21 protein-coding genes are annotated in these 23,076 nt (G+C 62.0%); 7 read left to right on the top strand and 14 right to left on the bottom strand.

The features are described 5' to 3' along the window. From D4A92_RS10870 to D4A92_RS10850, 5 genes are read right to left on the bottom strand one after another with little or no spacing between them, the layout of a single operon-like run. Positions 1-282, bottom strand: coding sequence for a K+/H+ antiporter subunit F (locus D4A92_RS10870; RefSeq protein ID WP_203012909.1), 282 nt, complete (start codon positions 280-282; stop codon positions 1-3). After that, on the bottom strand, positions 279-755 hold the full coding sequence (locus D4A92_RS10865) for a Na+/H+ antiporter subunit E (protein WP_203012908.1): 477 nt from the start codon (positions 753-755) through the stop codon (positions 279-281). Before D4A92_RS10865 ends, D4A92_RS10870 begins: the two co-directional genes overlap by 4 nt. After that, positions 752-2,389: a monovalent cation/H+ antiporter subunit D gene (locus tag D4A92_RS10860; protein ID WP_203012907.1), complete on the bottom strand. Its 1,638-nt coding sequence runs from the start codon at positions 2,387-2,389 to the stop codon at positions 752-754. The genes D4A92_RS10865 and D4A92_RS10860 overlap by 4 nt, the downstream gene beginning before the upstream one ends. Positions 2,390-2,391: 2 nt before the next feature. Beyond that, positions 2,392-2,724 carry a Na+/H+ antiporter subunit C gene (locus D4A92_RS10855; RefSeq protein ID WP_203012906.1) on the bottom strand — a complete coding sequence of 111 codons (333 nt, stop codon included), beginning with the start codon at positions 2,722-2,724 and terminating at the stop codon, positions 2,392-2,394. Then, positions 2,724-5,645, bottom strand: a complete 2,922-nt coding sequence (locus tag D4A92_RS10850) for a monovalent cation/H+ antiporter subunit A (protein ID WP_348649895.1) — start codon at positions 5,643-5,645, stop codon at positions 2,724-2,726. The genes D4A92_RS10855 and D4A92_RS10850 overlap by 1 nt, the downstream gene beginning before the upstream one ends. 113 nt (positions 5,646-5,758) lie before the next feature. Between D4A92_RS10850 and D4A92_RS10845 the strand changes: the two genes are divergently transcribed. Then, positions 5,759-6,019 (top strand): helix-turn-helix domain-containing protein, encoded by a 261-nt coding sequence (locus D4A92_RS10845; RefSeq protein ID WP_425958197.1) that lies wholly within the window; start codon positions 5,759-5,761, stop codon positions 6,017-6,019. A 39-nt stretch (positions 6,020-6,058) separates the two neighbouring features. Here the strand turns inward: D4A92_RS10845 and secD are convergent, their stop codons facing one another. Both secD and D4A92_RS10835 read right to left on the bottom strand, forming a co-directional pair. Continuing rightward, positions 6,059-8,572, bottom strand: a complete 2,514-nt coding sequence (secD, locus tag D4A92_RS10840; RefSeq protein ID WP_203012901.1) for a protein translocase subunit SecD — start codon at positions 8,570-8,572, stop codon at positions 6,059-6,061. An 84-nt stretch (positions 8,573-8,656) separates the two neighbouring features. After that, a complete protein-coding gene (locus D4A92_RS10835) occupies positions 8,657-9,064 on the bottom strand; it encodes a hypothetical protein (RefSeq protein WP_203012898.1) in 408 nt (135 codons plus the stop codon). A 431-nt stretch (positions 9,065-9,495) separates the two neighbouring features. Between D4A92_RS10835 and ugpB the strand changes: the two genes are divergently transcribed. The 4 genes from ugpB to D4A92_RS10815 all read left to right on the top strand — a co-directional run bounded on the left by ugpB (position 9,496) and on the right by D4A92_RS10815 (position 13,669). Next, entirely contained in the window at positions 9,496-10,803 is a 1,308-nt protein-coding gene (ugpB, locus tag D4A92_RS10830) for a sn-glycerol-3-phosphate ABC transporter substrate-binding protein UgpB (RefSeq protein WP_203012895.1), read from the top strand. A 77-nt stretch (positions 10,804-10,880) separates the two neighbouring features. After that, positions 10,881-11,762, top strand: a complete 882-nt coding sequence (gene ugpA / locus D4A92_RS10825; protein ID WP_203012892.1) for a sn-glycerol-3-phosphate ABC transporter permease UgpA — start codon at positions 10,881-10,883, stop codon at positions 11,760-11,762. A 9-nt stretch (positions 11,763-11,771) separates the two neighbouring features. Continuing rightward, positions 11,772-12,620, top strand: coding sequence for a sn-glycerol-3-phosphate ABC transporter permease UgpE (gene ugpE, locus D4A92_RS10820; protein WP_203012890.1), 849 nt, complete (start codon positions 11,772-11,774; stop codon positions 12,618-12,620). Next, positions 12,620-13,669, top strand: coding sequence for a sn-glycerol-3-phosphate import ATP-binding protein UgpC (locus tag D4A92_RS10815; RefSeq protein ID WP_203012887.1), 1,050 nt, complete (start codon positions 12,620-12,622; stop codon positions 13,667-13,669). Before ugpE ends, D4A92_RS10815 begins: the two co-directional genes overlap by 1 nt. A 71-nt stretch (positions 13,670-13,740) precedes the next feature. Here D4A92_RS10815 and D4A92_RS10810 read toward each other — a convergent pair whose 3' ends face one another. The 7 genes from D4A92_RS10810 to D4A92_RS10780 form a co-directional block, all read right to left on the bottom strand. After that, positions 13,741-14,547: an inositol monophosphatase family protein gene (locus tag D4A92_RS10810; protein ID WP_203012885.1), complete on the bottom strand. Its 807-nt coding sequence runs from the start codon at positions 14,545-14,547 to the stop codon at positions 13,741-13,743. Then, a complete protein-coding gene (locus D4A92_RS10805; protein WP_203012883.1) occupies positions 14,547-15,395 on the bottom strand; it encodes a glycerophosphodiester phosphodiesterase in 849 nt (282 codons plus the stop codon). Before D4A92_RS10805 ends, D4A92_RS10810 begins: the two co-directional genes overlap by 1 nt. Then, entirely contained in the window at positions 15,385-16,431 is a 1,047-nt protein-coding gene (locus D4A92_RS10800) for an ABC transporter ATP-binding protein (RefSeq protein WP_203012881.1), read from the bottom strand. The genes D4A92_RS10805 and D4A92_RS10800 overlap by 11 nt, the downstream gene beginning before the upstream one ends. A 25-nt stretch (positions 16,432-16,456) precedes the next feature. Beyond that, positions 16,457-17,281 (bottom strand): ABC transporter permease, encoded by an 825-nt coding sequence (locus D4A92_RS10795; protein ID WP_203012879.1) that lies wholly within the window; start codon positions 17,279-17,281, stop codon positions 16,457-16,459. Between the two features lie 5 nt (positions 17,282-17,286). Continuing rightward, entirely contained in the window at positions 17,287-18,138 is an 852-nt protein-coding gene (locus D4A92_RS10790; RefSeq protein WP_203012877.1) for an ABC transporter permease, read from the bottom strand. Between the two features lie 23 nt (positions 18,139-18,161). Further along, complete coding sequence (locus D4A92_RS10785) at positions 18,162-19,313, bottom strand: extracellular solute-binding protein (RefSeq protein ID WP_203012875.1); 1,152 nt, start codon at positions 19,311-19,313, stop codon at positions 18,162-18,164. A gap of 263 nt (positions 19,314-19,576) precedes the next feature. Continuing rightward, positions 19,577-20,608 carry a LacI family DNA-binding transcriptional regulator gene (locus tag D4A92_RS10780; protein ID WP_203012873.1) on the bottom strand — a complete coding sequence of 344 codons (1,032 nt, stop codon included), beginning with the start codon at positions 20,606-20,608 and terminating at the stop codon, positions 19,577-19,579. A 324-nt stretch (positions 20,609-20,932) separates the two neighbouring features. Here D4A92_RS10780 and D4A92_RS10775 point away from each other — a divergent pair, with 324 nt between their 5' ends. Further along, the gene (locus tag D4A92_RS10775) at positions 20,933-22,240 is read left to right on the top strand and encodes a hypothetical protein (RefSeq protein WP_203012870.1); all 1,308 of its coding nucleotides are present in this window, start codon (positions 20,933-20,935) and stop codon (positions 22,238-22,240) included. Between the two features lie 62 nt (positions 22,241-22,302). Further along, positions 22,303-23,034 (top strand): hypothetical protein, encoded by a 732-nt coding sequence (locus tag D4A92_RS10770; protein WP_203019921.1) that lies wholly within the window; start codon positions 22,303-22,305, stop codon positions 23,032-23,034. Positions 23,035-23,076 lie beyond the last annotated feature (42 nt).

Below are 23,076 nucleotides of genomic sequence, written 5' to 3'. Positions count from 1 at the left end.
TCACTCGATCACCTCACCGCGCATGAGGAATTTGGCCAGCGCCACGGTTGCCACGAAGCCCAGGAGGCTGATCACCAGGGCCGCCTCAAAATAGACCGAGCGGCCACTGCCGATCCCAAAGGTGACGAGCATCAGCATGGCGATCACATAACATGCATCGAGGGCGAGGATGCGGTCCTGGGCACGCGGGCCGATGAAGATGCGCACGGCCGCGATGATCAGGGCGAGCCCGAGCAACACCGTGGCAATCGAGACGGCGGTGAAAAGAATGATGGCACTCATTCAATGATCTCCAGCAGCAGGCGTTCGTAGCGATGCTTGATGTTTTCGATCCATTGCTCCTCGTCGATCAGGTCGAGAACATGGATCAGGACGGTCTTCCTGCGTTCGTCGTAGGCAAGCCAGGCCGAGCCCGGCGTACTGGTCAGGATGACGGCCATGATGGCAAGCGCGGTCGGATGCTCGATTTCGAGAGGGACCGTGATGAAGCCCGAGGTCTGTTTCCGGCGCTTGCCGCTGATCATCAGCAGGGCGACGGCGGCATTCGAGCGGATGATGTCGACGAAGACGATCAGAAAAAGCTTGGGCAGCAGATACCACTTCTTCATCTTCGGCTTATCGGGCCTGAGCGAAGCCATGGCCCAGCCGCCGAAGATTGCCACGACCGATCCGAGCAGCAGATGACCAAGGGTGAAATCGTTGAGCAGCAGCCACATCAGCAAGAGTGCAAGGCTGAGAAGCGGATGAGGGATCATGGCGTGCTTCCTCCCTCAGCTTTCGTGCCGGAAGGGCTCTCGTCCTGTACCACATAGGCGTTGCGGACCGCATCGACATAGGCGGACGGGTTGGAGAGTGTCCGGATTGTCGTGTCCATATAGGTCATCGCCGGTCCTGCCTTGATGGTCAGACCCAGCGTGATCGACAGCAGTAACATCACAGGAACGAGTTCCACCACGAGCACCCGTGGCACGGCCCCTTCGATCGATCCCCAGAAGGTGCGTATGCCCGCACGGGTCATGGAGATCAGGGCCGCGACGCCTGAGAGAATGACCAGCACGATCAGGGTCCAGACGGCGATATCGGGCGTCGTGCCGATCGAGCCCGTGCCCATCATGGCAGACAGCATGGCGAACTTGGCGATGAAACCCGAAAGCGGCGGCAGGCCGGCAAGCAGAATGCCGCAGGCGGCAAAGCAGATCCCGAGGATCGCCATGGTCCCGGGCATGGTCGTGCCCTCGCCATCCTCGATATCGGCCTCCTCGCCGTCACCATAAGCCTCCATCGTCACCGCCAGGACGTTGGCGCCGGCATCCTGTCCGCGCTCCACCAGTTCGATCAGCATGAAGAAGGCGCTGATCGTCAGGGTGGAACTGACGAGATAAAGCAGGGCGCCGGAGGAGACGACGCCGTCATTGATGCCGAGCACCATCAAGAGCGTGCCCGACGAGACGAGGACCGAATAGGCGGCGAGACGCCCCAGGGCCTGGGATGCAAGCACGCCGATGGTTCCGAAGACGAGCGTCGCCATGCCGCCGAGCAGCAGGACCTCCGCCCCGAAACCGGCCGAGGGACCATCACCGAAGAGAAGCATGGTCAGGCGCAGGATGACATAGATGCCGACCTTGCTGAGGATTGCGAACATGCCCGCCACCGGGGCGGAAGCAGCACTGTAGGCGGTCGGCAGCCAGAAGCAGAGTGGCCACATGCCGACTTTGATCAGGAAGGCGACGCCCAGCACCGCAGCGCCAGCTTCCATCAGGATCAGGCGGTCCGGCTCCATTTCCGGCATGCGCAGGGCAAGGTCGGCCATGTTCAGCGTGCCGGCGGTTCCGTAGACGAGGCTGACCCCGATCAGGAAGAAGAGGGCAGCGACCAGATTGACGGCGATGTAGTGGAGCCCGGACTTGACGCGCAGCGTGCCCGTGCCGTGCAGCAGCAATCCATAAGAGGCTGCCAGCATGACTTCGAAGAAGACGAAGAGATTGAACAGGTCGCCGGTCAGCAGCGCGCCGTTGACGCCGACCAGCAAGAGCTGGAACAGGGTGTGGAAATGGGCTCCGACGGCATGCCACTTGGCCATTGAGAAGACCAAGGCCGCGATGGCGAGGACCGCGGTCAGCAACAGCATCATCGCCGAAAGCCCGTCGATGACGAGCACGACGCCGAAGGGGGCGGCCCAGTTGCCGAGCAGATAGACATTGTCGAAACTGTTCGGTCCGCTCTCGATCAGGAAGAGAACGAGCGCATTCGCGAGCAGGAGAACCGTCGCCGTCAGGCTGACCAGCGCCTTGGTCGTCCTGTTGCGTTCGTCGATGAACAGCAGGATCGCTGCCGTCATCATCGGCAAGAGGATCGGCGTGACGATGAGGTGGTGGCTCCAGTCGATCACAGCTATTCGTTCCTCCCGTCGACATGATCATTGCCGGTCAGTCCACGGGCGGCGAGCAGCACGACGAGGAAAAGAGCCGTGGTGGCAAAGCCGATGACGATGGCGGTCAGCACCAGGGCCTGGGGCACGGGATCGCTCAGCGTCGTCGACACGACGCCATCCTCGAGGATCGGCGGCATGTTGCTCTTTACCCCACCGACGCCGAACATGAAGAGGTTCACTGCGTAGGACAGGAGCGACAATCCGATGATCACCTGATAGGTGCGCGGACGCAGGATGAGCCAGACGCCACAGGTGGTCATCAGTCCGATGGCGAGCGACAGGATGATTTCCATCAGCGCTTCTCCCCCTTGGCTTCCAATGCTCTCAAGCGGTTGATGCGGATCGACTGGTGGGCGAGCGCCGTCAGAATCAGAACGGTCGCGCCGACCACCAGCGAAAAGACGCCGAGATCGAAGAGAAGCGCGGATGCGGCCGGCACCTTGCCGATCAGCGGGAGCTCCAGGTAGCGGAAATGCGAGGTGAGGAAAGGATAGCCTAGGAGCCACGCCCCGATCCCCGTTGCCGATGCCGTGAGGATGCCGGCTCCCATCCAGCGCAACGGCAGAATACGGATTCGATCTTCCGCCCAGCGCGTGCCGCCCGCCAGATATTGCAGCAGGAAGGCGATCGACAGTGTGAGGCCAGCCGAAAAGCCGCCGCCGGGCATGTCGTGACCGCGCATGAAGAGATAGACGGAAAGCGTGATGATGACCGGAAAGAGCCACTGCATCAGCACCGAGGGCACGAGCAGATAGTCGCGCATCATGTCGCCCGGCGACCGCTCCGGCTGGTCCGCATCGAAGCGGTTCTGGCTCACCTGCTGTTCCGGCAGCGCCATACTGTCATCAGCCGGACGGAAACGGCGCAACAGACCATAGACGGTCAGGCCGACAATCCCGAGCACGGCAATCTCTCCCAGTGTGTCGAAGGCCCGGAAGTCGACCAGGATGACATTGACGACATTGCGTCCGCCGCCCTGGGTATAGGCGTTCTCAAGGAAGTAGCTGGCAATAGCATCCGGCACCGGCATGGTCATCACCGTGAAGGCAACGACCGACATGCCGATGCCGCAGGCGATCGCCAGTGAAAGATCGCGGAAGCGTCGGAAACGGTTTTTCAGGGTCAGGGCCTCACCCCGGCCGGGGCTGCGCTTCGGCAACCAGCGCAAGCCGAGAAGGATCAGAACCGTCGTCACGATCTCGACCAGCAACTGGGTGATCGCAAGGTCAGGCGCGGACAGCCAGACGAAGGTCATGCAGACGATCAGCCCGACGCCGCCGAGCATGATGAGGGCTGCGAGGCGATGGTATTTGGCGGAAACCGCAGCGCCGACCGCGAGCGCCATGCCGACCAGCCAGAGAAGGCCAAAGGCCGGATCGATGGCGGAGAAGACGATCGGCCTGCGTTCAAAACCCGAGAAGTAGAGCGGCAGGGCTGCCGCGACGAAGCCGCTGACCACGATCCATCGCAGCTGCGGCTGCAGATTGCGGGTGCCGAGGCGGCTTTCCGCGAGGCGCGCCCAGCGCCATGAGACTGTGACCAGGACCCGTTCGAACAGGCGCTGGCCACGCAGACGACGGAGATAGGGCGGCCCATCCTCGCTACGGGACAGGTAGTCCCGCATCACCACATAGAGCGCGAAGCCGCCGAAAAGGGCGATCAGGCTCATGAGCAGCGGCACGTTGATGCCATGCCAGACGCTGAGGCTGTATTCCGGGGTCTGGTCACCCAGCACACTCTCGACGGCCGTCTGCAGGAACGGGCCGATGGAAATTGCGGGCACGATGCCGACGATGAGGCAGACCACCACGAGGATCTCGATGGGAACGCGCATCCAGCGCGGTGGCTCATGCGGGGTCTTTATGGGCAAGTCCTTCGGCAGTGGGCCGAAGAAGACCGTATGGATGAAGCGGAGTGAATAGACGACGCTGAAGAGGCCGGCGAGTGTCGCTACATAGGGCAAGATCACGTCGAGCCAGGAATCCGCATGGGTCTCGACGGCTTCGGCAAAGAACATTTCCTTGGAGAGAAAGCCGTTCAACAGTGGCACGCCGGCCATGGCGGCACTCGCGACCATGGCCAGTGTGGCCGTTGCCGGCATGAAGCGGTAAAGCCCGCCTAGCCGCTGCATGTCACGCGTGCCCGTCTCGTGATCGATGATGCCAGCCGCCATGAAAAGCGAGGCCTTGAAGGTCGCGTGGTTGAGCATGTGGAAGATCGCCGCGACCGTCGACAGCGGGCTCCCGAGACTGAGGAGCGTCGTGATCAGGCCGAGATGGCTGATCGTCGAATAGGCCAGCAGGCCCTTCAAATCACGCTGGAACATCGCCAGGAATGCGCCGAGGAGCAGGGTCGATATGCCCGTAAGCCCGACGATGATGAACCACTCGTAAGTCCCTGAAAGCACCGGCCAGAAGCGCACGAGCAGGAAGACGCCAGCCTTCACCATGGTCGCCGAATGCAGGAAGGCGGAGACCGGCGTGGGGGCTGCCATCGCATTGGGCAGCCAGAAATGAAACGGAAACTGGGCACTCTTGGTCAAGGCACCGAGCAGAATGAAGATCAGCGTCGGCAGATAGAGCGGGTGCTCACGGACAATCTGGCCGGATGCCAGGATCTCGTCGAGATCATAGCTGCCGACAATCTTGCCGAGGAGGAGCATGCCGATCAACAGGCAGAAACCGCCGATACCGGTGATCGTCAGCGCCATGCGCGCGCCATCGCGGGCTGCAGCATTGGTGTGCCAGTAGCTGATCAGGAGGAAGGAGAAAATGCTGGTCAGTTCCCAGAAGATCGAGAGCAGGATGACATTGCCCGAAACAATGATGCCGAGCATCGCCCCCATGAAGGCCAGCAGGAAGGAGAAGAACCGCGGGATGGGGTCATCCTTGCCCATGTAGTAGCGGGCATAAAGGATGACGAGAAAGCCGATCGACGTGACCAGCATGGAGAAGATCCAGGCGAAGCCATCGAGCCGCAATGAAAAATTCAGCCCGACCTGTGGGAGCCACTCGGCCGTGAAGCGGAGGACGCCGTTCTGCGTCACGAAGGGATAGGCCGATGCCGTCAGGATCAGGGTCAGGAGCGTTGTGGCGCCCGCGACGAAGACCGGAAGATCACGGGACGTCGTATTCAGAATGAAAGCCGAGCCAAGGCTGCCGACGAACGGAAGGACCAGCAGCAGAAGCAAAAGGCTCGAAGCGTCCAGCGTTATCCCAAATCCATATCCCCCGACGAAATCTGCGCGGATGACACAAAGCGCAGACTGGAAAACCCGCTGCAATCACCCTAAATGGTCAATATCCGCTTATATGGTCAGTTATGACGATGGTTCAATCCGCTCACCACATTGTTTTTTCGCCTGCCCTCTGTCGTGCGGCCCGTGGTTACCTGGGCTGGACGCAAGAGGAGCTGGCGCTGCAGTCGCTTGTCTCCCGTAGCACCATCCGTGACTATGAAGGCCAGCGCCATGGCGTGCACCGATCGACCGAGGCGCAGCTGAAACTGGCCTTCGAGAAGGCAGGCCTCCGCTTCACCAGCGAGAATGGTTCTCCCGGCATCTTCTGCTCTTCTCAGCCTGAAGCCTAGACGAGGCGAGCTATAAAACCAGCCCGCCTCGTGCATTGATCACACAGGCTCTACCTGCAGAGCCTCCTGATTGCGGATCTGTCTGCGGCTCCGCCAGTCTCCGAGGAACAACAGGATCGGCGCGGCAATGAAGACCGAAGACGACGCCGCGATGAAGATGCCGAAGACCATTGGCACCGCAAAGCTCTCGACCGCACTACCACCCCAGATCGCCATGGGCAGCATGGCGAGGAAGGCCGTCGCAGACGTGTAGAGGCTTCGGGCCAGCGTCTCGTTGATCGAGAGATTGATCAGGTCCCGGAACGGCATTGCCTTGTAGAGGCGCATGTTCTCGCGCATTCGGTCATAGACCACCACCTTGTCGTTGACGGAGTAGCCGACCAGCGTCAGCAGTGCCGCGATCGCCGTCAGGTTGAAGTCGAGCCCTGTCAGCGCAAAGAAGCCGATCGTCTTCGTGACATCGAGGATCAGGGTCGCGATCGCACCGACGGCAAACGGCCAGTCGAAGCGCACCCAGATGTAGACGAGCATCGCCAGCGAAGCGAGAATGACGGAGGTCAGTCCCGCCATTGCCAGTTCGCCGCTGACCTTGGGGCCGACCACCTCGGTCCGCTCGATCCTGGCCGAGGCGTCGATCGTCTGGATCGTCTGGCGGACCTTGGTGACCGCGTCCGTCTGGGCCTGTTCTCCCCCCGGCTGCCGCTCGAGGCGCAGCATGACGTGGTTGCTGTCGCCGAATTCCTGCAAGGCGACTTCGCCGAGGTTCAGCCCTTCGATGCCGGAGCGCAGACGGCCAAGGTCGGCCGGCCCGATTGTCGAGAGTTCGAGCTGGATGCCGCCCTTGAAATCGACGCCGTAGTTGAGGCCGGGCGTGATGAACAGGATGATCGACGAGATCGACAGGAAGGCCGAAACGCCAATGCCGAACAGGCGCGCCTTCATGAAGTCGATCCTGGTGCCGTCCTTGATCAGCTTGAACGGCAACAGAGGCTTGATGGCGATTGTCTTCAGCTTCCAGCGGCGGGCGATGGCGACCATGGCGACGCGGACGACCGAGACAGCGGTGAACATCGAGATTGCGATGCCGAGGCCCATGGTGACGGCAAAGCCCCGGACCGGGCCCGAGCCGAACCAGAACAGGAGCACGGTTGCGATCAGCGCCGTGACATTGCTGTCGATGATCGTCGAATAGGCCTTGGCAAAGCCGTGGTCGATGGCCGCGAAAGCCCCTCGCCCCTTGGCGGCCTCCTCGCGGATACGTTCGTTGATCAAGACGTTCGCATCGACCGCAAGACCGATGCCAAGCACGATCCCGGCGATCCCTGGCAAGGTCAGCGTCGCACCCACAATGGTCAGCCCTGCAAAGGTGAGGATGACGTTCAGCGTCAGAGCGAGCACGGCGAGCAGGCCCCAGGCACCGTAGAGCGCGACGATGAAGGCAACGACGAGGCCGAAGCCGGCAAGACCCGAGACGATACCCATCTCGATCGCATCGCCACCGAGGTCGGCGCCGACGGTGCGCTCCTCGATGACGGTGAGCTTGGCCGGCAAAGCACCGGCGCGCAAGAGTGCCGCAAGCGTATTGGCCTCATCGACCGAGAAGTCGCCGGAGATTTGCCCGGCGCCGCCTGTGATAGGTTCGCGGATGACCGGTGCGCTCAACACCTTATCATCGAGGACGATGGCGAAGGGGCGGCCGACACTGTCGCTCGTGATGCGGGCAAAGCGCTCCGCGCCAACGCCGTCGAAGCGGAAAGAGACGACGGGCTGGCTGCCCTGCTGGTCGAACTGGACGCGCGCATCGGTGAGCCTGTCACCGGCCAGCAGGACCGTTGCCTGCACCGGATAGCTGCGACCTTCGTCATCCCTAAGCGTCTTGACGCCTGCAGCACCCGGTTCGCCGAGCAGATGAAAGCTCATTTTCGCGGTCGTGCCGAGAAGCGCCCGAAGCCGTGACGGATCCTGCTCTCCCGGAAGCTGGACGAGAACACGATCGCCGCCGACACGCTGGATGGTGGGTTCGGCCACACCGACCTGGTCGACACGCTGGCGGATGACTTCGAGGCTCTGGTCGACGGCATGGCCGAGGCGCGCCGTGATACCCTGTTCGGTCGGCGCCATGCGGACCGTGTCGCCGCCGCTTGTGGAGACGTCGAGCTCCGGCAGGCCGGTCCCGGTCACTGTGATGGCAGGATTATTGAGCACCGAAAGCGCCTGTCTTGCCGCAGCAAGCTGGGCGGGGTCGGCCAGCGTGACAGCAAGGGCGTCCCCGTCGCGGCGGATGCTGCGCGTCTGAATGCGGGCTTCGAGCAGGGTGGTACGCGCCTCCTGGGTCAGGCTCTGAAGCCATTCGTCGACCATGGCAGGACGATCCACCTCCAGAACGAGATGGGATCCGCCGCGCAGATCGAGGCCGAGAGAGACGCGCTGATGGGGCAGGAAGGAAGGAAAGCGGGACAGGGTTGCGTCGGAGAGCACGTTTGGCAGAGCGACGAGCAGACCGAGCACGATGACGAGCATATAGCCCATCACCTTGGCGATAGAGTTCTTCATTGGACAATCCAGCATTATGCGGCCGCTGCTTGACGAGCAGTGGCGCAAGCGGTTCGAGCCATCACGGAGATGGCGGCAAAACGGTCAGGCGAGGGGCTGGATCGTTGGAGGTGCACGCGAGCGATAGGCCAGCGGCGGGCGAATGACGGCGCGGTCGGAAAGGATCCGTTGAACGAGATCGCTGTGTCGGCTCGTCTGGAAAGCGTGGATCTCGGGGACAACAAAGCCATCACCCGCGTCGCCCGGCCTCAGCTTCGGTCGCGAGGACCGTTCGGATGCGCTGAGATAGCGGGTGTCACTTGTGGCGCCGGCGACGAGCTGTCCGGCATCCGAGAGGGTCAGAACCCTTGCGTTGGAGGATCCGTGCTGAAGACGACCGAAAGCATCGCCGCCGAACACCAGGAGCAGCGAGGCAAACAGACTTGCAATGACGGCTTTGAGGTGAGCGCGGTGCCGAAGCGGCGCATGATGCCTCAAGTCTTGATCGTCCATGACCATCCTTCCGGGGATGGATGTGACACATTCGAAAGCACATTTCCAGCCGGCAAGCTCGAGCCTCCTCTATTGTCGGACTGCTCGTCTTAGGACGGCTGTCGGTTCGATGGGTCGCGCTTTCACGTGTATGTGATCGAGATGCAGGTCATCTGGCCTTTGCGAAAGCGGCCGCGAGCGATCGAGAAGGCCAGCCTTGTGCCGTGCAGATCCGCTCTCCGCCCACGTTTTCAATAGCATCAGATCGCGATCTTTGATTGTACACAGCCCCGGACAACCGACTGTCACAATTTCGTTGCAGGTTCATATGTTTTCGTTTTGAATGCAGGACGCTTCAAACGAAGCGCGCTCACGCAGATCTGGGAGGATCTGACGTAGGGCAAGTCTTGGCCAGCCTGTCGCTGGGCCAGGTGGAACATCAGGGAGGCACCATGTCCACGAAACGTTTCGCTGCATCCGCGGCGACCCTCGCGCTTTCGCTTTCTTTCGGCTCTTCTGCCTTTGCTGCCACGGAACTGCAGTGGTGGCATGCCATGACCGGCGCAAACAACGAAGTGGTCGACCAGCTGGCCAAGGAGTTCAACGAAAGCCAGAGCGAGTACAAGATAACGCCCGTCTTCAAGGGCACCTATCCGGAAACGCTGAATGCCGGCATCGCCGCATTCCGCTCCAAGCAGCCGCCGGCGATCATTCAGGTCTTCGACGCTGGCTCGGGCGTGATGATGGGCGCTGAAGGCGCTGTCCTTCCTGTCGCCGAGGTGCTGCAGAAGGGTGGCTTCGAGTTCAACAAGTCCGACTATCTGGCCGGCATCGTTGCCTATTATTCGAAGCCTGACGGCACCATGCTGTCCTTCCCCTACAACTCGTCCTCGCCGATCCTCTACTACAACAAGGACGCCTTCACGAAGGCCGGCCTTGACGCCGAAAACCCGCCGAAGACCTGGCCGGAAGTCTTCGAAGCCGCACGCAAGATCAAGGACAGCGGCGCTGCTCCCTGCGGCATGACGTCGACCTGGCTGACCTGGATCCAGACCGAGAACTTCGCCGCCTGGAACAACGTCTCCTACGGCACGAATGAAAACGGCCTTGCCGGCGGCACCGTCGAGCTGAACGTCAATTCTGATCTCTACGTCCAGCACTTCCAGTCGATCGCCGATCTGGCCAAGGACGGCGCGTTCCGCTACGGCGGCCGCACTTCGGAAGCCAAGCAGCTGTTCCTCTCGGGCGAATGCGCCATCATGACCGAGTCCTCCGGTGGCCTCGGCGACATCGTCAAGTCGGGCATGAACTACGGTATCGGCCAGCTTCCCTACTACGAAGGCAATGGCCCGCAGAACACCATTCCGGGCGGCGCCAGCCTCTGGGTCTTCGGTGGCAAGAGCGACGAAGAATACAAGGGCATCGCCCAGTTCTTCAACTTCCTGTCGCAGACGGAAATCCAGGCACGCCTGCACCAGGTTTCCGGCTACCTGCCCGTCACCAATGCAGCCTACGAGGCGACCAAGGCCTCGGGCTTCTACGAGAAGAACCCGGCCCGCGAGACGCCGATCCTGCAGATGACCGGCAAGGCACCGACCGAAAACTCCAAGGGCGTGCGCCTGCCGAACCTACCGCAGGTTCGCGACATCATGAACGAAGAGTTTGAAGCCATGCTGGCCGGCTCGCAGGATGCCAAGACGACGCTCGACAAGATCGTCGATCGTGGCAACGCCGCCATCGCTTCCGTCTCCAGCAACTGATCTGACCGAATGACGACACTGCCCGCATCGCAAGGTGCGGGCAGTGCTTTTTCTCTGGCCGGCTGAGGAGCTTCACCTTGCACACGGTTCACTTCCCGAACAAAATCCTGCCCTACCTGCTGCTCGCACCCCAGATCATCCTGACGCTGGTGTTCTTCTTCTGGCCCGCAAGCCAGGCGATCTACCAATCGATGCTGCGGGAGGATCCGTTCGGGCTCTCAAGCACCTTCGTGGGCTTTGCCAATTTTTCCAACATTCTGTCGGATCCGAATTACCTGCACGCGTTCCAGGTGACGATCGTGTTCAGCGCGCTGACGGCTCTCGTCTCGATGGCGGTCGCGCTGCTTCTGGCCACGGCGGCCGACAAGGTGGTCCGCGGGCAGACCTTCTACCGCACGCTGCTGATCTGGCCCTATGCCGTGGCACCTGCCGTTGCCGGCATGCTGTGGCTGTTCATGTTCAACCCGGCCATGGGAACGCTCGCCTATCTCTTGCGCTCGACGGGCTTCGACTGGGATCCGCTTCTGAAGGGCGACCAGGCCATGGCGCTCATCGTCTTCGCCGCCGCCTGGAAGCAGATCAGCTATAATTTCCTCTTCTTTGTTGCCGGCCTTCAGGCGATCCCGAAATCGCTGATCGAAGCGGCCGCCATCGACGGGGCCCGCGGCAGCCGACGATTCTGGACCATCATCTTCCCGCTTCTGGCCCCGACGACCTTCTTCCTGCTGGTGGTCAACACCGTCTACGCCTTCTTCGACACCTTCGGCATCATCCATGCCGTCACCGGTGGTGGCCCGGCCAAGGCGACCGAAACGCTGGTTTACAAGGTTTACAACGACGGCTTCGTCAACCTGAACCTCGGCTCATCCGCAGCGCAGTCCGTCATCCTGATGATCATCGTGATCGGCCTGACTGCCTTCCAGTTCCGCTTCGTCGAGAAGCGGGTTCACTACGGCTGAGGACCGGACATGATTGAAAAACGCCCCATCGCCAATCTGATTGGCCACCTGATCCTCGTCATCGGCATCATCGTCGTTGCCTTTCCGATCTACTACACCTTCATCGCGTCCTCGATGAGCTCGCAAGAGATCATTCGGCCGCCGATGTCGCTGCTGCCCGGCGACCACCTGGTCGACAACTACACCGAAGCGATGTCCGGCGGCGTCGAGCGCGTCGTCGGTGTGAGCCTCGAACGGCTGCTGTTCAATTCCTTCGTCGTCGCGATCGCGATCGCCGTCGGCAAGATCATCATCTCGTTCCTGTCGGCCTTCGCGATCGTCTTCTTCCGCTTCCGGTTCCGGATGTTCTTCTTCTGGATGATCTTCATCACCCTGATGCTACCGGTCGAGGTGCGCATTCTGCCCACCTACAAGGTCATCGTGGATCTCGGGTTGATCGACACCTATGCGGGGCTCACACTCCCGCTGATGGCGTCGGCCACGGCAACCTTCCTGTTCCGGCAATTCTTCCTGACGATACCGGGCGAACTGGTTGAAGCTGCGCGCATCGACAATGCCGGCCCCTTCCGCTTCATGAAGGACATCCTGCTGCCGCTGTCGACGACCAACATCGCAGCGCTCTTCGTGATCCTCTTCATCTATGGCTGGACCCAGTATCTCTGGCCGCTTCTGGTCACGAACGATGCCAAGATGAACACCATCATCATCGGCCTTCGCCGCATGGTCGATTTTACCGACGCCTCCACGCCCTGGAATTACGTCATGGTTACGGCGATCCTCGCCATCATCCCTCCCATCATCGTTGTCGTTCTGATGCAGCGATGGTTCGTCAAAGGTCTTGTGGAGACAGAAAAGTAATGGCCCAGATTGTTTTGAACGATGTCCGCAAGATGTATGGCAATGTCGAAGCCATCAAAGGCGTGTCTCTGGATATCGCCGATGGCGAGCTTGTGGTTCTCGTCGGGCCATCGGGCTGCGGCAAGTCCACGCTGCTGCGCATGATTGCCGGCCTCGAGAGCATTTCAGGCGGCGAGATCGCAATCGGCGACCGGGTGGTGAACGAGCTGGAACCATCCGAGCGCGACATTGCCATGGTGTTCCAGAACTATGCGCTCTATCCGCATATGACCGTCCGCCAGAACCTGGCCTACGGTCTGAAGAACCGTAATACGCCGAAGGACGAGATTGATCGTCGCATCGAGCAGGCGGCCAAGGCACTGGAGATCGAGCAGTTCCTGGAGCGCAAGCCCCGCCAGCTTTCCGGCGGCCAGCGTCAGCGCGTTGCCATGGGTCGCGCCATCGTCCGCGAGCCGGCGGCTTATCTCTTCGACGAACCGCTGTCGAACCTTGATGCGAAGCTGCGCGTGCAGATGCGCGTCGAGATCAAGCGGCTGCAGCGGTCGCTCGCCACAACCAGCGTCTACGTGACCCACGACCAGATGGAAGCGATGACGCTCGCCGACAGGCTCGTGGTGCTGAATGCCGGGAGAATCGAACAGGTGGGCACGCCGATCGAGCTTTACGAGCGTCCGGCAACGACTTTCGTGGCGACCTTCATCGGTTCACCCTCGATGAACCTGCTGCAGATGACGACGGCGACCGGTAGCTGGTCGATGACGTCGGAAGCGTCGGTTCCGTCAGGCACCGCGACCCTCGGCATCCGCCCGGAAGACCTCCACCTGATCACGGACGTGCCGGGGGATGAGATCTTCACCGCCAGCGTCAAGGTCGCTGCTGTCGAACTGGTCGGGGCGGAGAGCTACGTGCATGGTACGCTTGCCGATGGCAGCGACATCGTCTTCCGCGTGGCGGGTCGCTCGCGGATCGAGATGGACGACATGGTGCAGATCGGCGCGAAGGCATCGGACCTGCACTACTTCGACGCAGACGGCGCGCGTCTCAACTGAGACCATCCGTTCGATACATCAGCGGGGCCTTCCGGCCCCGCTTCGATGGTTGCTTGACAGGATCCGAAACCTCAGTCCGCCCGTTCGACGCTGGACAGGTGGCTCAAGAGAAACCGGTGCGTGCCGGGATTGGCGACGATCAGCAAACCGGATTTCTCGAAATACTCCGGCCCCCGCCCCCACCAGTCGGTCACGACCCCCCCGGCTTCTTCCACCAGGAGAATGCCGGCCGCGGTATCGACGAAACCGGTCTGCTCGAAGTAGCCGGTGAAGCGACCGCAAGCGACATAGGCGCAACAATTGGCGGCACTGCCCTGGACGCGGACAGCGCCGATCGGTGCGCGGATCGCATCCAGCCGCGCATAGGCCCCGGGATGCATCGAGAGGTTCGGCGTGGGAAGACCGGTTCCGACCACCATATGGCTGACATCGGCGCTGTCGCGCATTTCGAGCCGCTTGCCATTGAGATGAGCACCCTGCCCTTTGAGGGCCGTGAACATCTCGTCGGTCACCGGGTTGTAGACAAGACCGCAGATCGTCTCACCGGCCCGCCGCAAGGCAATCGTGATCGTGTAGTCGAGCCCCCAGAGGAAATTGGTGGTTCCGTCGATCGGATCGACGAGAAAGCGGTAGGTGTCATCGACACCCTTGACCGGCGGAAATTCTTCCCCGCTCAGGCTCCAGTCGGGATAGCGCGTCAGCAGGTGATCGCGGATCAGCGTTTCGGACTGCTCATCGGCAATACTGACGAAATCGCCCGGTCCCTTCACGCCGATTTCGAGCGTCTCCCTGCGATGAAAATGCTCGAGCGTCAGTGCGCCGGCGCGCCGCGCGGCCTCGATCATGTCGGCCAGAACGATTGCGGGATCGATCGACATCAAGCGGCTCCTTCGGCCAATGCAAGAAGAAGACCCTCGGGGTCATCCGTGGTGATCTGGTCGACGCACAGGTCGAGGAGACGGCGGACCTTTGCAAGCATGACAGGCGTGATCGACCGGATGGTCCAGGCATCGACACGCCGGTTGTCGGCATGGGCTGCGCCGATCAGATCGACGCCCGCTGCATCCGCCGCCAGAATGAGCTCGTAATCGAGATAGATCATCGCCGCTTCCGGTGCCGTCTTCAGGGCGGTCGCTATGAAGCGGGAGAAGTCCTCCCTGGTTTGCAGGTCATCGAGAACCCCGACATAGGTCGGGTCGTATCCGGTTCTGAGCCCCGGCGTGGCGGCAGCCAGAGACGCGACGGCGGCGCTATCGCCACCCGAGAGTATCATCGTATGCGCTACCTTGGAGACGGCCGCCGCGAAATTGGCGATGACGGCCGGCGACAGGCGCGACAGGTCTTCCTTGTAGTCGAGCTGCAATAGGGCATCGGGATGGGCAGGGTTTGCAGCCAGCAGGTTGCAGAGATCCTCGAGCAACATCACCCGGTCAGCGATCGGCTCCCCGTCGTTGCCGCGCAAGAAAAGCTGGCGCAGCGTTTCGGCTGATGTCTCGCAGACGAGGCCGGATCCGGTGGTCCCGTGATCGAGTTCGAGATCATGCAGGATCGCAAAACCCTTGTCGGCATGCACCACGAGATCCACTTCGACACTTGCGCCAAGACGCATGGCTTCGAGAATGCGGGTCGGTGTAAACTCGGCATCGGACGCCTTTCTCCGCGCCCGGTGCCACTTGATGAGGGTCCGCTGGCCCTGATGGTCGATGAAGATCGGATCAGGCTGCATCGGAGGACCGGTAGAGTTTGACGTTGTCGCGGAAGGCGGCAAAGGCGCGGGGGCGCAGATCCACGGCGTGGCCGGAACTGAAGGGTTCGGGGCTGCGCACCAGGGATTTGAGCCGCGTGCCATCGGAGAGATGCAGATCGACGAGACCATGGGTTCCGAAATCGGTGACACGGTGGACGACTGCCGCGCCGTCTTCCGTGCTAACCAGGTCGAGTGCCTCAGGCCTCACCGCCAGAGTGACCGGGCCATCCGAGACGGGCATATCCACAGACAGGTCGGGATGCACGAAACGGCCGTTCTCGACCTTGCCTTCGACGAAGTTCATCGTGCCGATGAAGCCAGCGACAAACGGCGTTTGCGGATCGCGGTAGATGATCTCCGGCCGATCGGCCTGCTCGGTCCTGCCATTTTGCATGACCACGATCCGGTCCGCCATCGAGAGGGCCTCATCCTGCCCGTGGGTCACGAACAGCGTCGTGATCTTCAGGCGTAGCTGGATGTCGCGCACCTCCTCGCGCAACCGCTCCCGAAGATGCTGGTCGAGGCTTGCGAAGGGCTCGTCCAGCAGCAGAATCTTCGGCTCGAGAATGAGAGAGCGTGCGAGTGCCACACGCTGCTGCTGGCCGCCTGAGAGCTCGTTGGTCATGCGTCGGTCGTAGCCCTTCAGACCGACCAGCTCGAGCACGCCCTCGACCCTGTCCCGGATCTCGGCAGCCGGACGCTTGCGCAACTTCAGCCCGAAGGCGAGGTTGTTGAAGACATTCATATGCGACCAGAGCGCATGGCTCTGAAAGACCATGCCCGTCGGACGCTGCTCCGGCGGCAGTCGGGTCACGTCCTGATCGTCGATCGCGATGGTGCCCGATGACGGCTGTTCGAAGCCGCCCACCATGCGCAGCAAGGTCGACTTGCCGGAGCCGGAAGGGCCGAGCAGGCAAACCAGCTCGCCATCCGCAACATCGAGCGAGACGCTGTCGACGGCGGTGGTTCCGGCCCTGAAGACCTTGGAGACCGCCCGTATGCTCAGTTTGGACATCTTGGCATTCCTGTAAGGCTGTTGTTCATCCACCAAAGCCCTTGGCAAAGGCGTTGCCGCCGATCACCCGGCGGGCGAACATCAGGGCGATGAAGGACGGGACCCAGAGCATGACGGACAGGACCGCGCCGAACTGGATGACCATCTGGTTGTTGATGAAGCTGATCATTAGCACGGGCATGGTGCGGATGCCCGGCGCGCCGATCAGCCAGGCGCCTTCCGTCTCGTAGAAGGTGCCGACGAATGTCAGGAGAAGGGCCGCCGCAATTGTCGGCGCAGCCTGGGGCAGCGTGATCGACCAGAAGACACGGAACGGGCCTGCACCCACGTCGCGGGCGGCCTCTTCCATGCGACGGTCAACCGCCTGGAAGGCCGCAACCGGGATCCAGATCATGAACATCAGCGTGTTGACCAGCTGGATAAGTGCCACACCCCAGAAAGTGCCGATCAGGTCGAGCTGCAGAAAGATAGCGGCGATGGCGACGAGGAGACCGAATTTCGGGAAGGCATGGCCTGCGAGAAACGAGAAGAACAACAGGTCTCGGCCTGGAAAGCGCATCCGCGCAAAGGCATAAGCCGCCGGCAGGCAGATAATCGCCGAGGCAAGCGTCACCACGCCCGAGAGCGTCAGGCTCAGCCATAGCGCGTTCCACACGTCCGAACGGTTCAGCGTCTGCTCCCAGAACCGCAGACCGAACTGCTGTGGCAGGACGTTGGGATAGCGCCAGACCTCGGTGAAGGCCCAGACGCCGACGACGAGCAAAGGCAGGACAACGACGATCGAAAGCACGAGCGCGAGCAGGATGCCGGTGCCATCGATCCTGCGCGGTGGGGCAATGGGTAGGTTCATGGGCCTCATCTCCCCTGGTTGCGGGCGACGGAGCGCACGTAGAACAGGCCAAAGACAATGCAGAAGCCGAAGGTGATCACAGCCTGGGTAATGGCGCTAACGGGGTCATTCAGATCCCTAAATGTTCGCTGCATGAAGGGACCCATCATTTCCGGCGAGGCGGGGCCCAGCAGATAGGGCAGCGTGAAGGCGGAGAAGATGCCGAGCACGGCAAATGACAGTGCCACCAGAATGGAATTGGTGATCTGCGGCAGAATGATATGCCGGAGGACGCGAAGCCGGCTTGCGCCGACATCACGCGCCGCCTCGATCGCCATGTTGCTCACCGAGCCGAGACCCGAGAGCAGGATCAGCACCGTCAGCGGAATATTGTCCCAGACCAGGCCGATCACCGGCCCCCATGGCGTGAGATAGGGCGTTCTCAATTTCGGCAGGCCGGCGAAGTTCAGGAGCAGGTCGACCATGCCGTTCGGCCCGAGCACCCGGATCAGGGCATAGGCGAGAATAATCGATGGAACGAACATCGGCAGGATGGCAAGCGCCTGCACATAGGAGGCGATGCCGCCCCGGGCAAAGCGCAGATAAAGCGCGATCGGGAGCGACACGACCAGGAGCAGCAGGGCACAGACCGCCGTGGTCCAGAGCGTCAGGCTGAGATTGTTGAGGCTGTAAGCGTCGGAAAAGAAGAAGATGTAGCTCGACAGGTCGAAGCCCGCCTCACCGTCGGGCGAGGCACGCCACACCGTACGCAGAACGGCACTGATGATTGGCCAAATGACCAACCATCCGACGAGCGAAACCGGCAGGGCGACGAGCAGGAGGCCAACAAGCCCCCTGCCCGACGTCTTGATTGACATGGCAGACGATGTCACGCCTGAACTCACGACTTGCGGTCGATGGTCGGGGCGACGTTACGGTACCAGCCGTCATTGACCGCGACTTCCCAGGCGCCTGCCGGGAAGGTCGGAATGCTGTTCGGGATGATGTCGGCAAACTTCTCGCGCAGATCGGCGGAGACATTTTCCCAGCTGACGCCGGGGAAGCCGCCGAGTTCGGAGAGGATGGCACCCTGGATCTCTTCGGTCAGAATAAAATCGGCCAGCTTCAGGGCTGCGTCGCGGTTCTTGCCGTTGGCAAGCACCACGGCGCGCGAGAAGTTGCCGCAAAGAGCCAGATCCTGAAGCTGCACGATGCCAGTCGTTTCCGGCAGGACACCCTGATCGATCGCCTGGAGAACCTGGTCGGACCAGACCGGGGTCATGGTTACAACGCCCTGGGCGAGCAGCTGGATCGACTGGGTGTTGCCGGAGGAGTAGGCGCCGTTGTCGTAGAGCGACGGGGCGATGTCCTTGAGCAGTTCCCAGGCCTTGCCGAGGGCCTCGTTGCCGAAGGCTTCAGTGTAGTTATCGACCGTGAAGGCCTTGGGGTCGAGGCCGTTTGCCTGATGGATGGCACGACGCACGAAGTTTCCGCCCGAACCACCCTTGTCAGGGCGGTTGTAGACGAACTGGCCGGGATTTGCCTTGATCCAGGCAACGAGCGCATCCCAGGTCTTCGGCGCATCGGCAGCCGACAGCTTGGTGGTGTCGTAGGCGAGCAGCACCTGGCTGCCGCGATATGGAAGCGAGTAGTCGCTGTCGATGGCGAGCGGATTGACCTTCGAATAGTTCGACAGTCCGGCTTCCTTCATGTTGACGTAGAGGCCCGCTTCGATAGCGCCCTTCGGCAGCCGCGGATCGGTATGCTCGAAGTAATCGGCCTGCGGGTCGGTGTTCGTCTGCATCGCCGCGATGGCGCGCTCGGCGATCGACTGGATGCCTGCATTGTCACCGGCATCGACGAGATTGAGCTTCACGCCCTCATGCGCCGCTTCGAAAGCCGGCTTGACCGTATTGGTCCAGAAATCGAGCACATTGGCATCCGAACCGGTATACCAGTCGATCTGGCCTTCGGCTGCAAAGGACAGCTTCGGCAGGATCATCATTCCGGCAACGGTGCCGGCCGTGGAAATCAGGAATGCGCGACGCTTCATCGTCTTCTCCCTTGGCTGCCGCGCCACCCGGCGTCGGCTCACAATCAAACCCCGAGACACCGCGCCATTGACCCCGACGGGCCTGTAGCCTGCATCTCTCGAAATGCTTGCCCGGGCACGCCTGCAGAGGGACCGCCGCCTCGGTTCCTCTACAGGTCTGCACCATGCGCTTGCACATGCGTGCAACACGCTCAATCGGGCATTTCCGTCCTACAGGGGTTAGACGAAGGTTTGATGACACTGGGAGAATGCACACGCGTGCATCAGGTCGATCCAGGATGGGGACGAACAGAGCGGCGCCAGACGGCGACCGGCTCGAAGACGGCCCCGTCCCCCTGCGGAGACCCGGTTACGTCTTGCACTTCCGTCAGGAGACCAACGACATGCGCCGCTATCCGATCAAGCGGCTGCTCGAAGGTTGTCAGCCGATAGGCTTCCCAAGCAGCCTGCTCGATATTGTCGAAGCCGATGACGCAGAGATCCTCCGGGATCCTGAGACCGAATTCGAGGCGTGCCCCATCCATGAAGCCGATCGCCAGCAGATCGGTGACCGAGAACACGCCGTCCGGAGGCTCCGACCGGGCATAGACGCGTTTGGCGGCCTCGAAACCGGCGCGATAGCTGGTCGCGTCCGCCTCGACGACGGCCACCGTGATTGCTTCACCATCGGCCGCCTCGAGGAAGCGCTCTTCTCTCTCCACCAGGCTCGGGGTGCGGGCTGCCGAGGTCACGATCCCGAGACGTCGGCACCCGGCCCGTTTCAGCAGGAAAAGCGCCTCTCTTGCTGCCGTTGCATTGTCCAGCCCGACATTGTCGCAGCCTTCCAGACCGTCGTCGCGGTTGATCAGGATGACCTGCTGGCCATTGGCGAGCGCCGTTTTCACCAGTCCCGTCGATGGCGTTCCCGACAGGACCACCGTCGCATCGGCGCGGTAGTGCAAGGTGAGCTTCAAGGCGTGATTGATGCTTGCCTCGTCACTCTCCGTGTTGAGAACCACAGTGATCTTGCCTGCCGCCTGAAGCTTGCGGGTCAAGCGGTCGACCATTGCCGCCCTGACGGGCGTGGTCAGATCCGAGACGATCAGACAGACGATGTTGCTGCGCTCGCGCAGCTGGCGGGCCAGATGATTGACGTGATAGCCAAGTGCCTCGGCTGCTTCGACAACCTTTCGACGTGTTTCCTCCGAAACGCTCGCGCCATCGGTGAAGGTGCGCGACACTGCGGAACGCGACACGCCGGCGCGCTCGGCCACCATCCTGGCACTGACAAAAAGCGGCGAGCCATTCTTACGCATGCAGCAAAACCGAGAGAATGAGGGCTCGTACCGAGGGACCCGATTGCGGGCCTCACGGTACGCGACAGAGGGCGCATTACGCTTCTAGTGTGACACAAATTCGTGAGGTGGGTGAAGAAGACAGCTCATCCACCACTCCTAAATATGTGCTCATCGCGGCTATACGCATCCGCCAGGCCCGAATTGGTTGCAAATCACACCGATTATGGGTGTCTTTGCATGAACGACGAGGTCCCTGGCCGAACGAAAGGCAGCTCAGTCTCAGCCTTCATTTCGCCCGCTTCTTAAGAGCTTGTTAAGAATTCATTCCTGTCGGAGGTCTCCATGGCGCTTGGCGCATCGCATCGTTTGCAGGATGGCGTCCTTGCCGTCGAAACCATGACCCGCTTTGCGCTCGCCGTTCTGGCCCTTGCGTCCGGTGTCTACACCTATCTGGGGGTCCGCAGCCTTCTCGATGGCTCACCGACCGCGGTCTTCTTTGCCGCCATCATCTATTCGGCCTCGGTCTCGGTGGCGATCTATGCCTTCTGGTCCTACATGGCGCGCTTCTACCCCCATGTGACCGGCGCCGCTTCGCGCGGGGCCCTGATGGGCGTGATGGCGCTCGGCTGCGCCATGATCATCGCCATGTCGAGCTGGCTGAATGCGGCGGCGCTTGCAGGTTCTGCCGCGCTCGAACAGCATCTCGCCGAAACGGTGCAGGACTACACGGCGGATCTCGATCAGGCGCATCAGAACGCGCTCGCCGCGCAAAGCCTGCTGCCGGACATCCAGCGGACATCGGAGCGCTTTTCGCGGCTTGCCGAAGACGAACGGCAAAATGGCGCGCTTACGGGCACCACGGGTGCCGGCAGTGTCGTCCAGCTTCTGACGCAGATGTCCGCCCAACTCGACGAGTTGGAAACCGGCATCACCGCCTCGCGCGAGCGGGTGACGACGCTCTTCGATCAGGGGCGCGCCCATCTGGCGACCATGCGCACGCTGGTTTCGGCGCCCGGTGCAATCGCACCCCGCAGCGACGAATTCTCCGCCGAAGTCGTGGCGCTCTCGGGCGTGATCACATCACTGGAACAGACGTCGATTGCGCCCTCCGTCAAGCGGGCAGCCGACGACCTGTCGCTCGGCTTCATCGCGCCCGTCGCCGATGGTCGGGCAGCCGATCTGGCGGAGCGCCAGGACCAGGTGATGCAGACGATCCGGACCTCTGTTTCCGCCCAGTCGCAGGTTCTGTCGCAGGCCGCCGACGAAATCCTCGCACGCGAGCCGGTCGCGGAGCGGCGCTTCGTGCCGCTCTCCTCCGCAGAGGCTGTTCTGCGGTATGCAGGCGATTTCATCCCGGCCTGGGCGGGGGCGATTTCCATCGATCTTCTTCCTGCCGTTCTGGTCTTCATCCTGACCGTGGTGCACGGAGCGATCCGGCGACAGGAGGAGCGGATGCCCTTCGCACAGCGCATCACCGCAGCCGAACTGCTGGAGGCGCTCGAGGTGCAGCGGGCGCTCAATCGACAGGGGATCGATGTCGAACAGGCGCTCCACTCCGCAGAAGCGGAAGACGAGCGTGGGCGGATCGATTCCAACATCACCAGCCTCGACATGGCCGCCAAGGCGCCACGCAAGGGACCCCCGGCGTGAAACCAGCTTCGCTCGCCCTGCGCCTCAAGACAGCCATTGTACGTGCCGACGACGGTTTGCTAATGCGCGGCGCCTTCTTCGGACTGCTGGCGGCTGCGGGTGCCTTCCTGTTCACGGACCTCCGGGAGATGAGCCTCGCGCATGCGCCCCTTCCCGGCCATGATCCGATGACGACGGACGCGCCCGTGCTCCCGCCGGCGCTGACGGACGGTGTGCCTCAGGCACCCCCGGTGGACCCTGACAGTTCTCCGGAAGTCCTGCGCCAACCGATGCGGTTCGAATTGCTGACGGGCGGCGTGCTCAAGGCGGAAGGTTCGATCGACCTTGGTGCTGCAGAGCGATTTGCCGAGGAGATCGCTGCTCGCGGCGAATATGTTCAGGCCGTGTCGCTGAATTCGCCGGGTGGCTCGGTGAACGATGCCCTGGCCATGTCGAAGCTGATCCGGGAGAAAGGCATCAACACCAAGGTGGCGAGCAAGGCGCTCTGCGCCTCCTCCTGTCCTCTGGTGTTTGCCGGCGGCGTGGCCCGCGAGGCAGAAGAGGATGCCATTCTCGGCGTGCACCAGGTCTTCAATGCCGGGCAAGACCGCCCCTCTCCCGAGCAGGCGATGTCCGGTGCACAGAGCACCACGGCACGTATTGCCCGCCATCTGGAAGAAATGGGCATCGGCAACGGGCTCTGGATCAACGCGCTCGAAACGCCTCCGGACCGGCTCTACTACCTGACGCCGGAGGAGATGGCGGAATTCAAGCTGGTCACGGCGCCGGTGGCAACCGCAAAGCAGGCAGACTGAAAATTGCTGCAGCAGGCCCCCAGCCTGCAGACAGGCGCGCAA

This window comes from Rhizobium rosettiformans, from assembly GCF_016806065.1.
GTDB lineage: Bacteria > Pseudomonadota > Alphaproteobacteria > Rhizobiales > Rhizobiaceae > Allorhizobium.
The sequence above is the reverse complement of the archived record's forward strand: the minus strand, read 5'-3'. Positions and strand labels throughout refer to the sequence as shown.

Bases quoted from the DNA above. Each gene is read 5' to 3' on its own strand.
- D4A92_RS10870 (WP_203012909.1), bottom strand. From the start codon at position 282: ATGAGTGCCATCATTCTTTTCACCGCCGTCTCGATTGCCACGGTGTTG.
- D4A92_RS10865 (WP_203012908.1), bottom strand. From the start codon at position 755: ATGATCCCTCATCCGCTTCTCAGCCTTGCACTCTTGCTGATGTGGCTG.
- D4A92_RS10855 (WP_203012906.1), bottom strand. From the start codon at position 2,724: ATGGAAATCATCCTGTCGCTCGCCATCGGACTGATGACCACCTGTGGC.
- D4A92_RS10845 (WP_425958197.1), top strand. From the start codon at position 5,759: ATGGTTCAATCCGCTCACCACATTGTTTTTTCGCCTGCCCTCTGTCGT.
- secD (WP_203012901.1), bottom strand. From the start codon at position 8,572: ATGAAGAACTCTATCGCCAAGGTGATGGGCTATATGCTCGTCATCGTG.
- D4A92_RS10835 (WP_203012898.1), bottom strand. From the start codon at position 9,064: ATGGACGATCAAGACTTGAGGCATCATGCGCCGCTTCGGCACCGCGCT.
- ugpB (WP_203012895.1), top strand. From the start codon at position 9,496: ATGTCCACGAAACGTTTCGCTGCATCCGCGGCGACCCTCGCGCTTTCG.
- ugpE (WP_203012890.1), top strand. From the start codon at position 11,772: ATGATTGAAAAACGCCCCATCGCCAATCTGATTGGCCACCTGATCCTC.
- D4A92_RS10815 (WP_203012887.1), top strand. From the start codon at position 12,620: ATGGCCCAGATTGTTTTGAACGATGTCCGCAAGATGTATGGCAATGTC.
- D4A92_RS10810 (WP_203012885.1), bottom strand. From the start codon at position 14,547: ATGTCGATCGATCCCGCAATCGTTCTGGCCGACATGATCGAGGCCGCG.
- D4A92_RS10805 (WP_203012883.1), bottom strand. From the start codon at position 15,395: ATGCAGCCTGATCCGATCTTCATCGACCATCAGGGCCAGCGGACCCTC.
- D4A92_RS10800 (WP_203012881.1), bottom strand. From the start codon at position 16,431: ATGTCCAAACTGAGCATACGGGCGGTCTCCAAGGTCTTCAGGGCCGGA.
- D4A92_RS10795 (WP_203012879.1), bottom strand. From the start codon at position 17,281: ATGAACCTACCCATTGCCCCACCGCGCAGGATCGATGGCACCGGCATC.
- D4A92_RS10790 (WP_203012877.1), bottom strand. From the start codon at position 18,138: ATGTCAATCAAGACGTCGGGCAGGGGGCTTGTTGGCCTCCTGCTCGTC.
- D4A92_RS10785 (WP_203012875.1), bottom strand. From the start codon at position 19,313: ATGAAGCGTCGCGCATTCCTGATTTCCACGGCCGGCACCGTTGCCGGA.
- D4A92_RS10780 (WP_203012873.1), bottom strand. From the start codon at position 20,608: ATGCGTAAGAATGGCTCGCCGCTTTTTGTCAGTGCCAGGATGGTGGCC.
- D4A92_RS10775 (WP_203012870.1), top strand. From the start codon at position 20,933: ATGGCGCTTGGCGCATCGCATCGTTTGCAGGATGGCGTCCTTGCCGTC.
- D4A92_RS10770 (WP_203019921.1), top strand. From the start codon at position 22,303: ATGCGCGGCGCCTTCTTCGGACTGCTGGCGGCTGCGGGTGCCTTCCTG.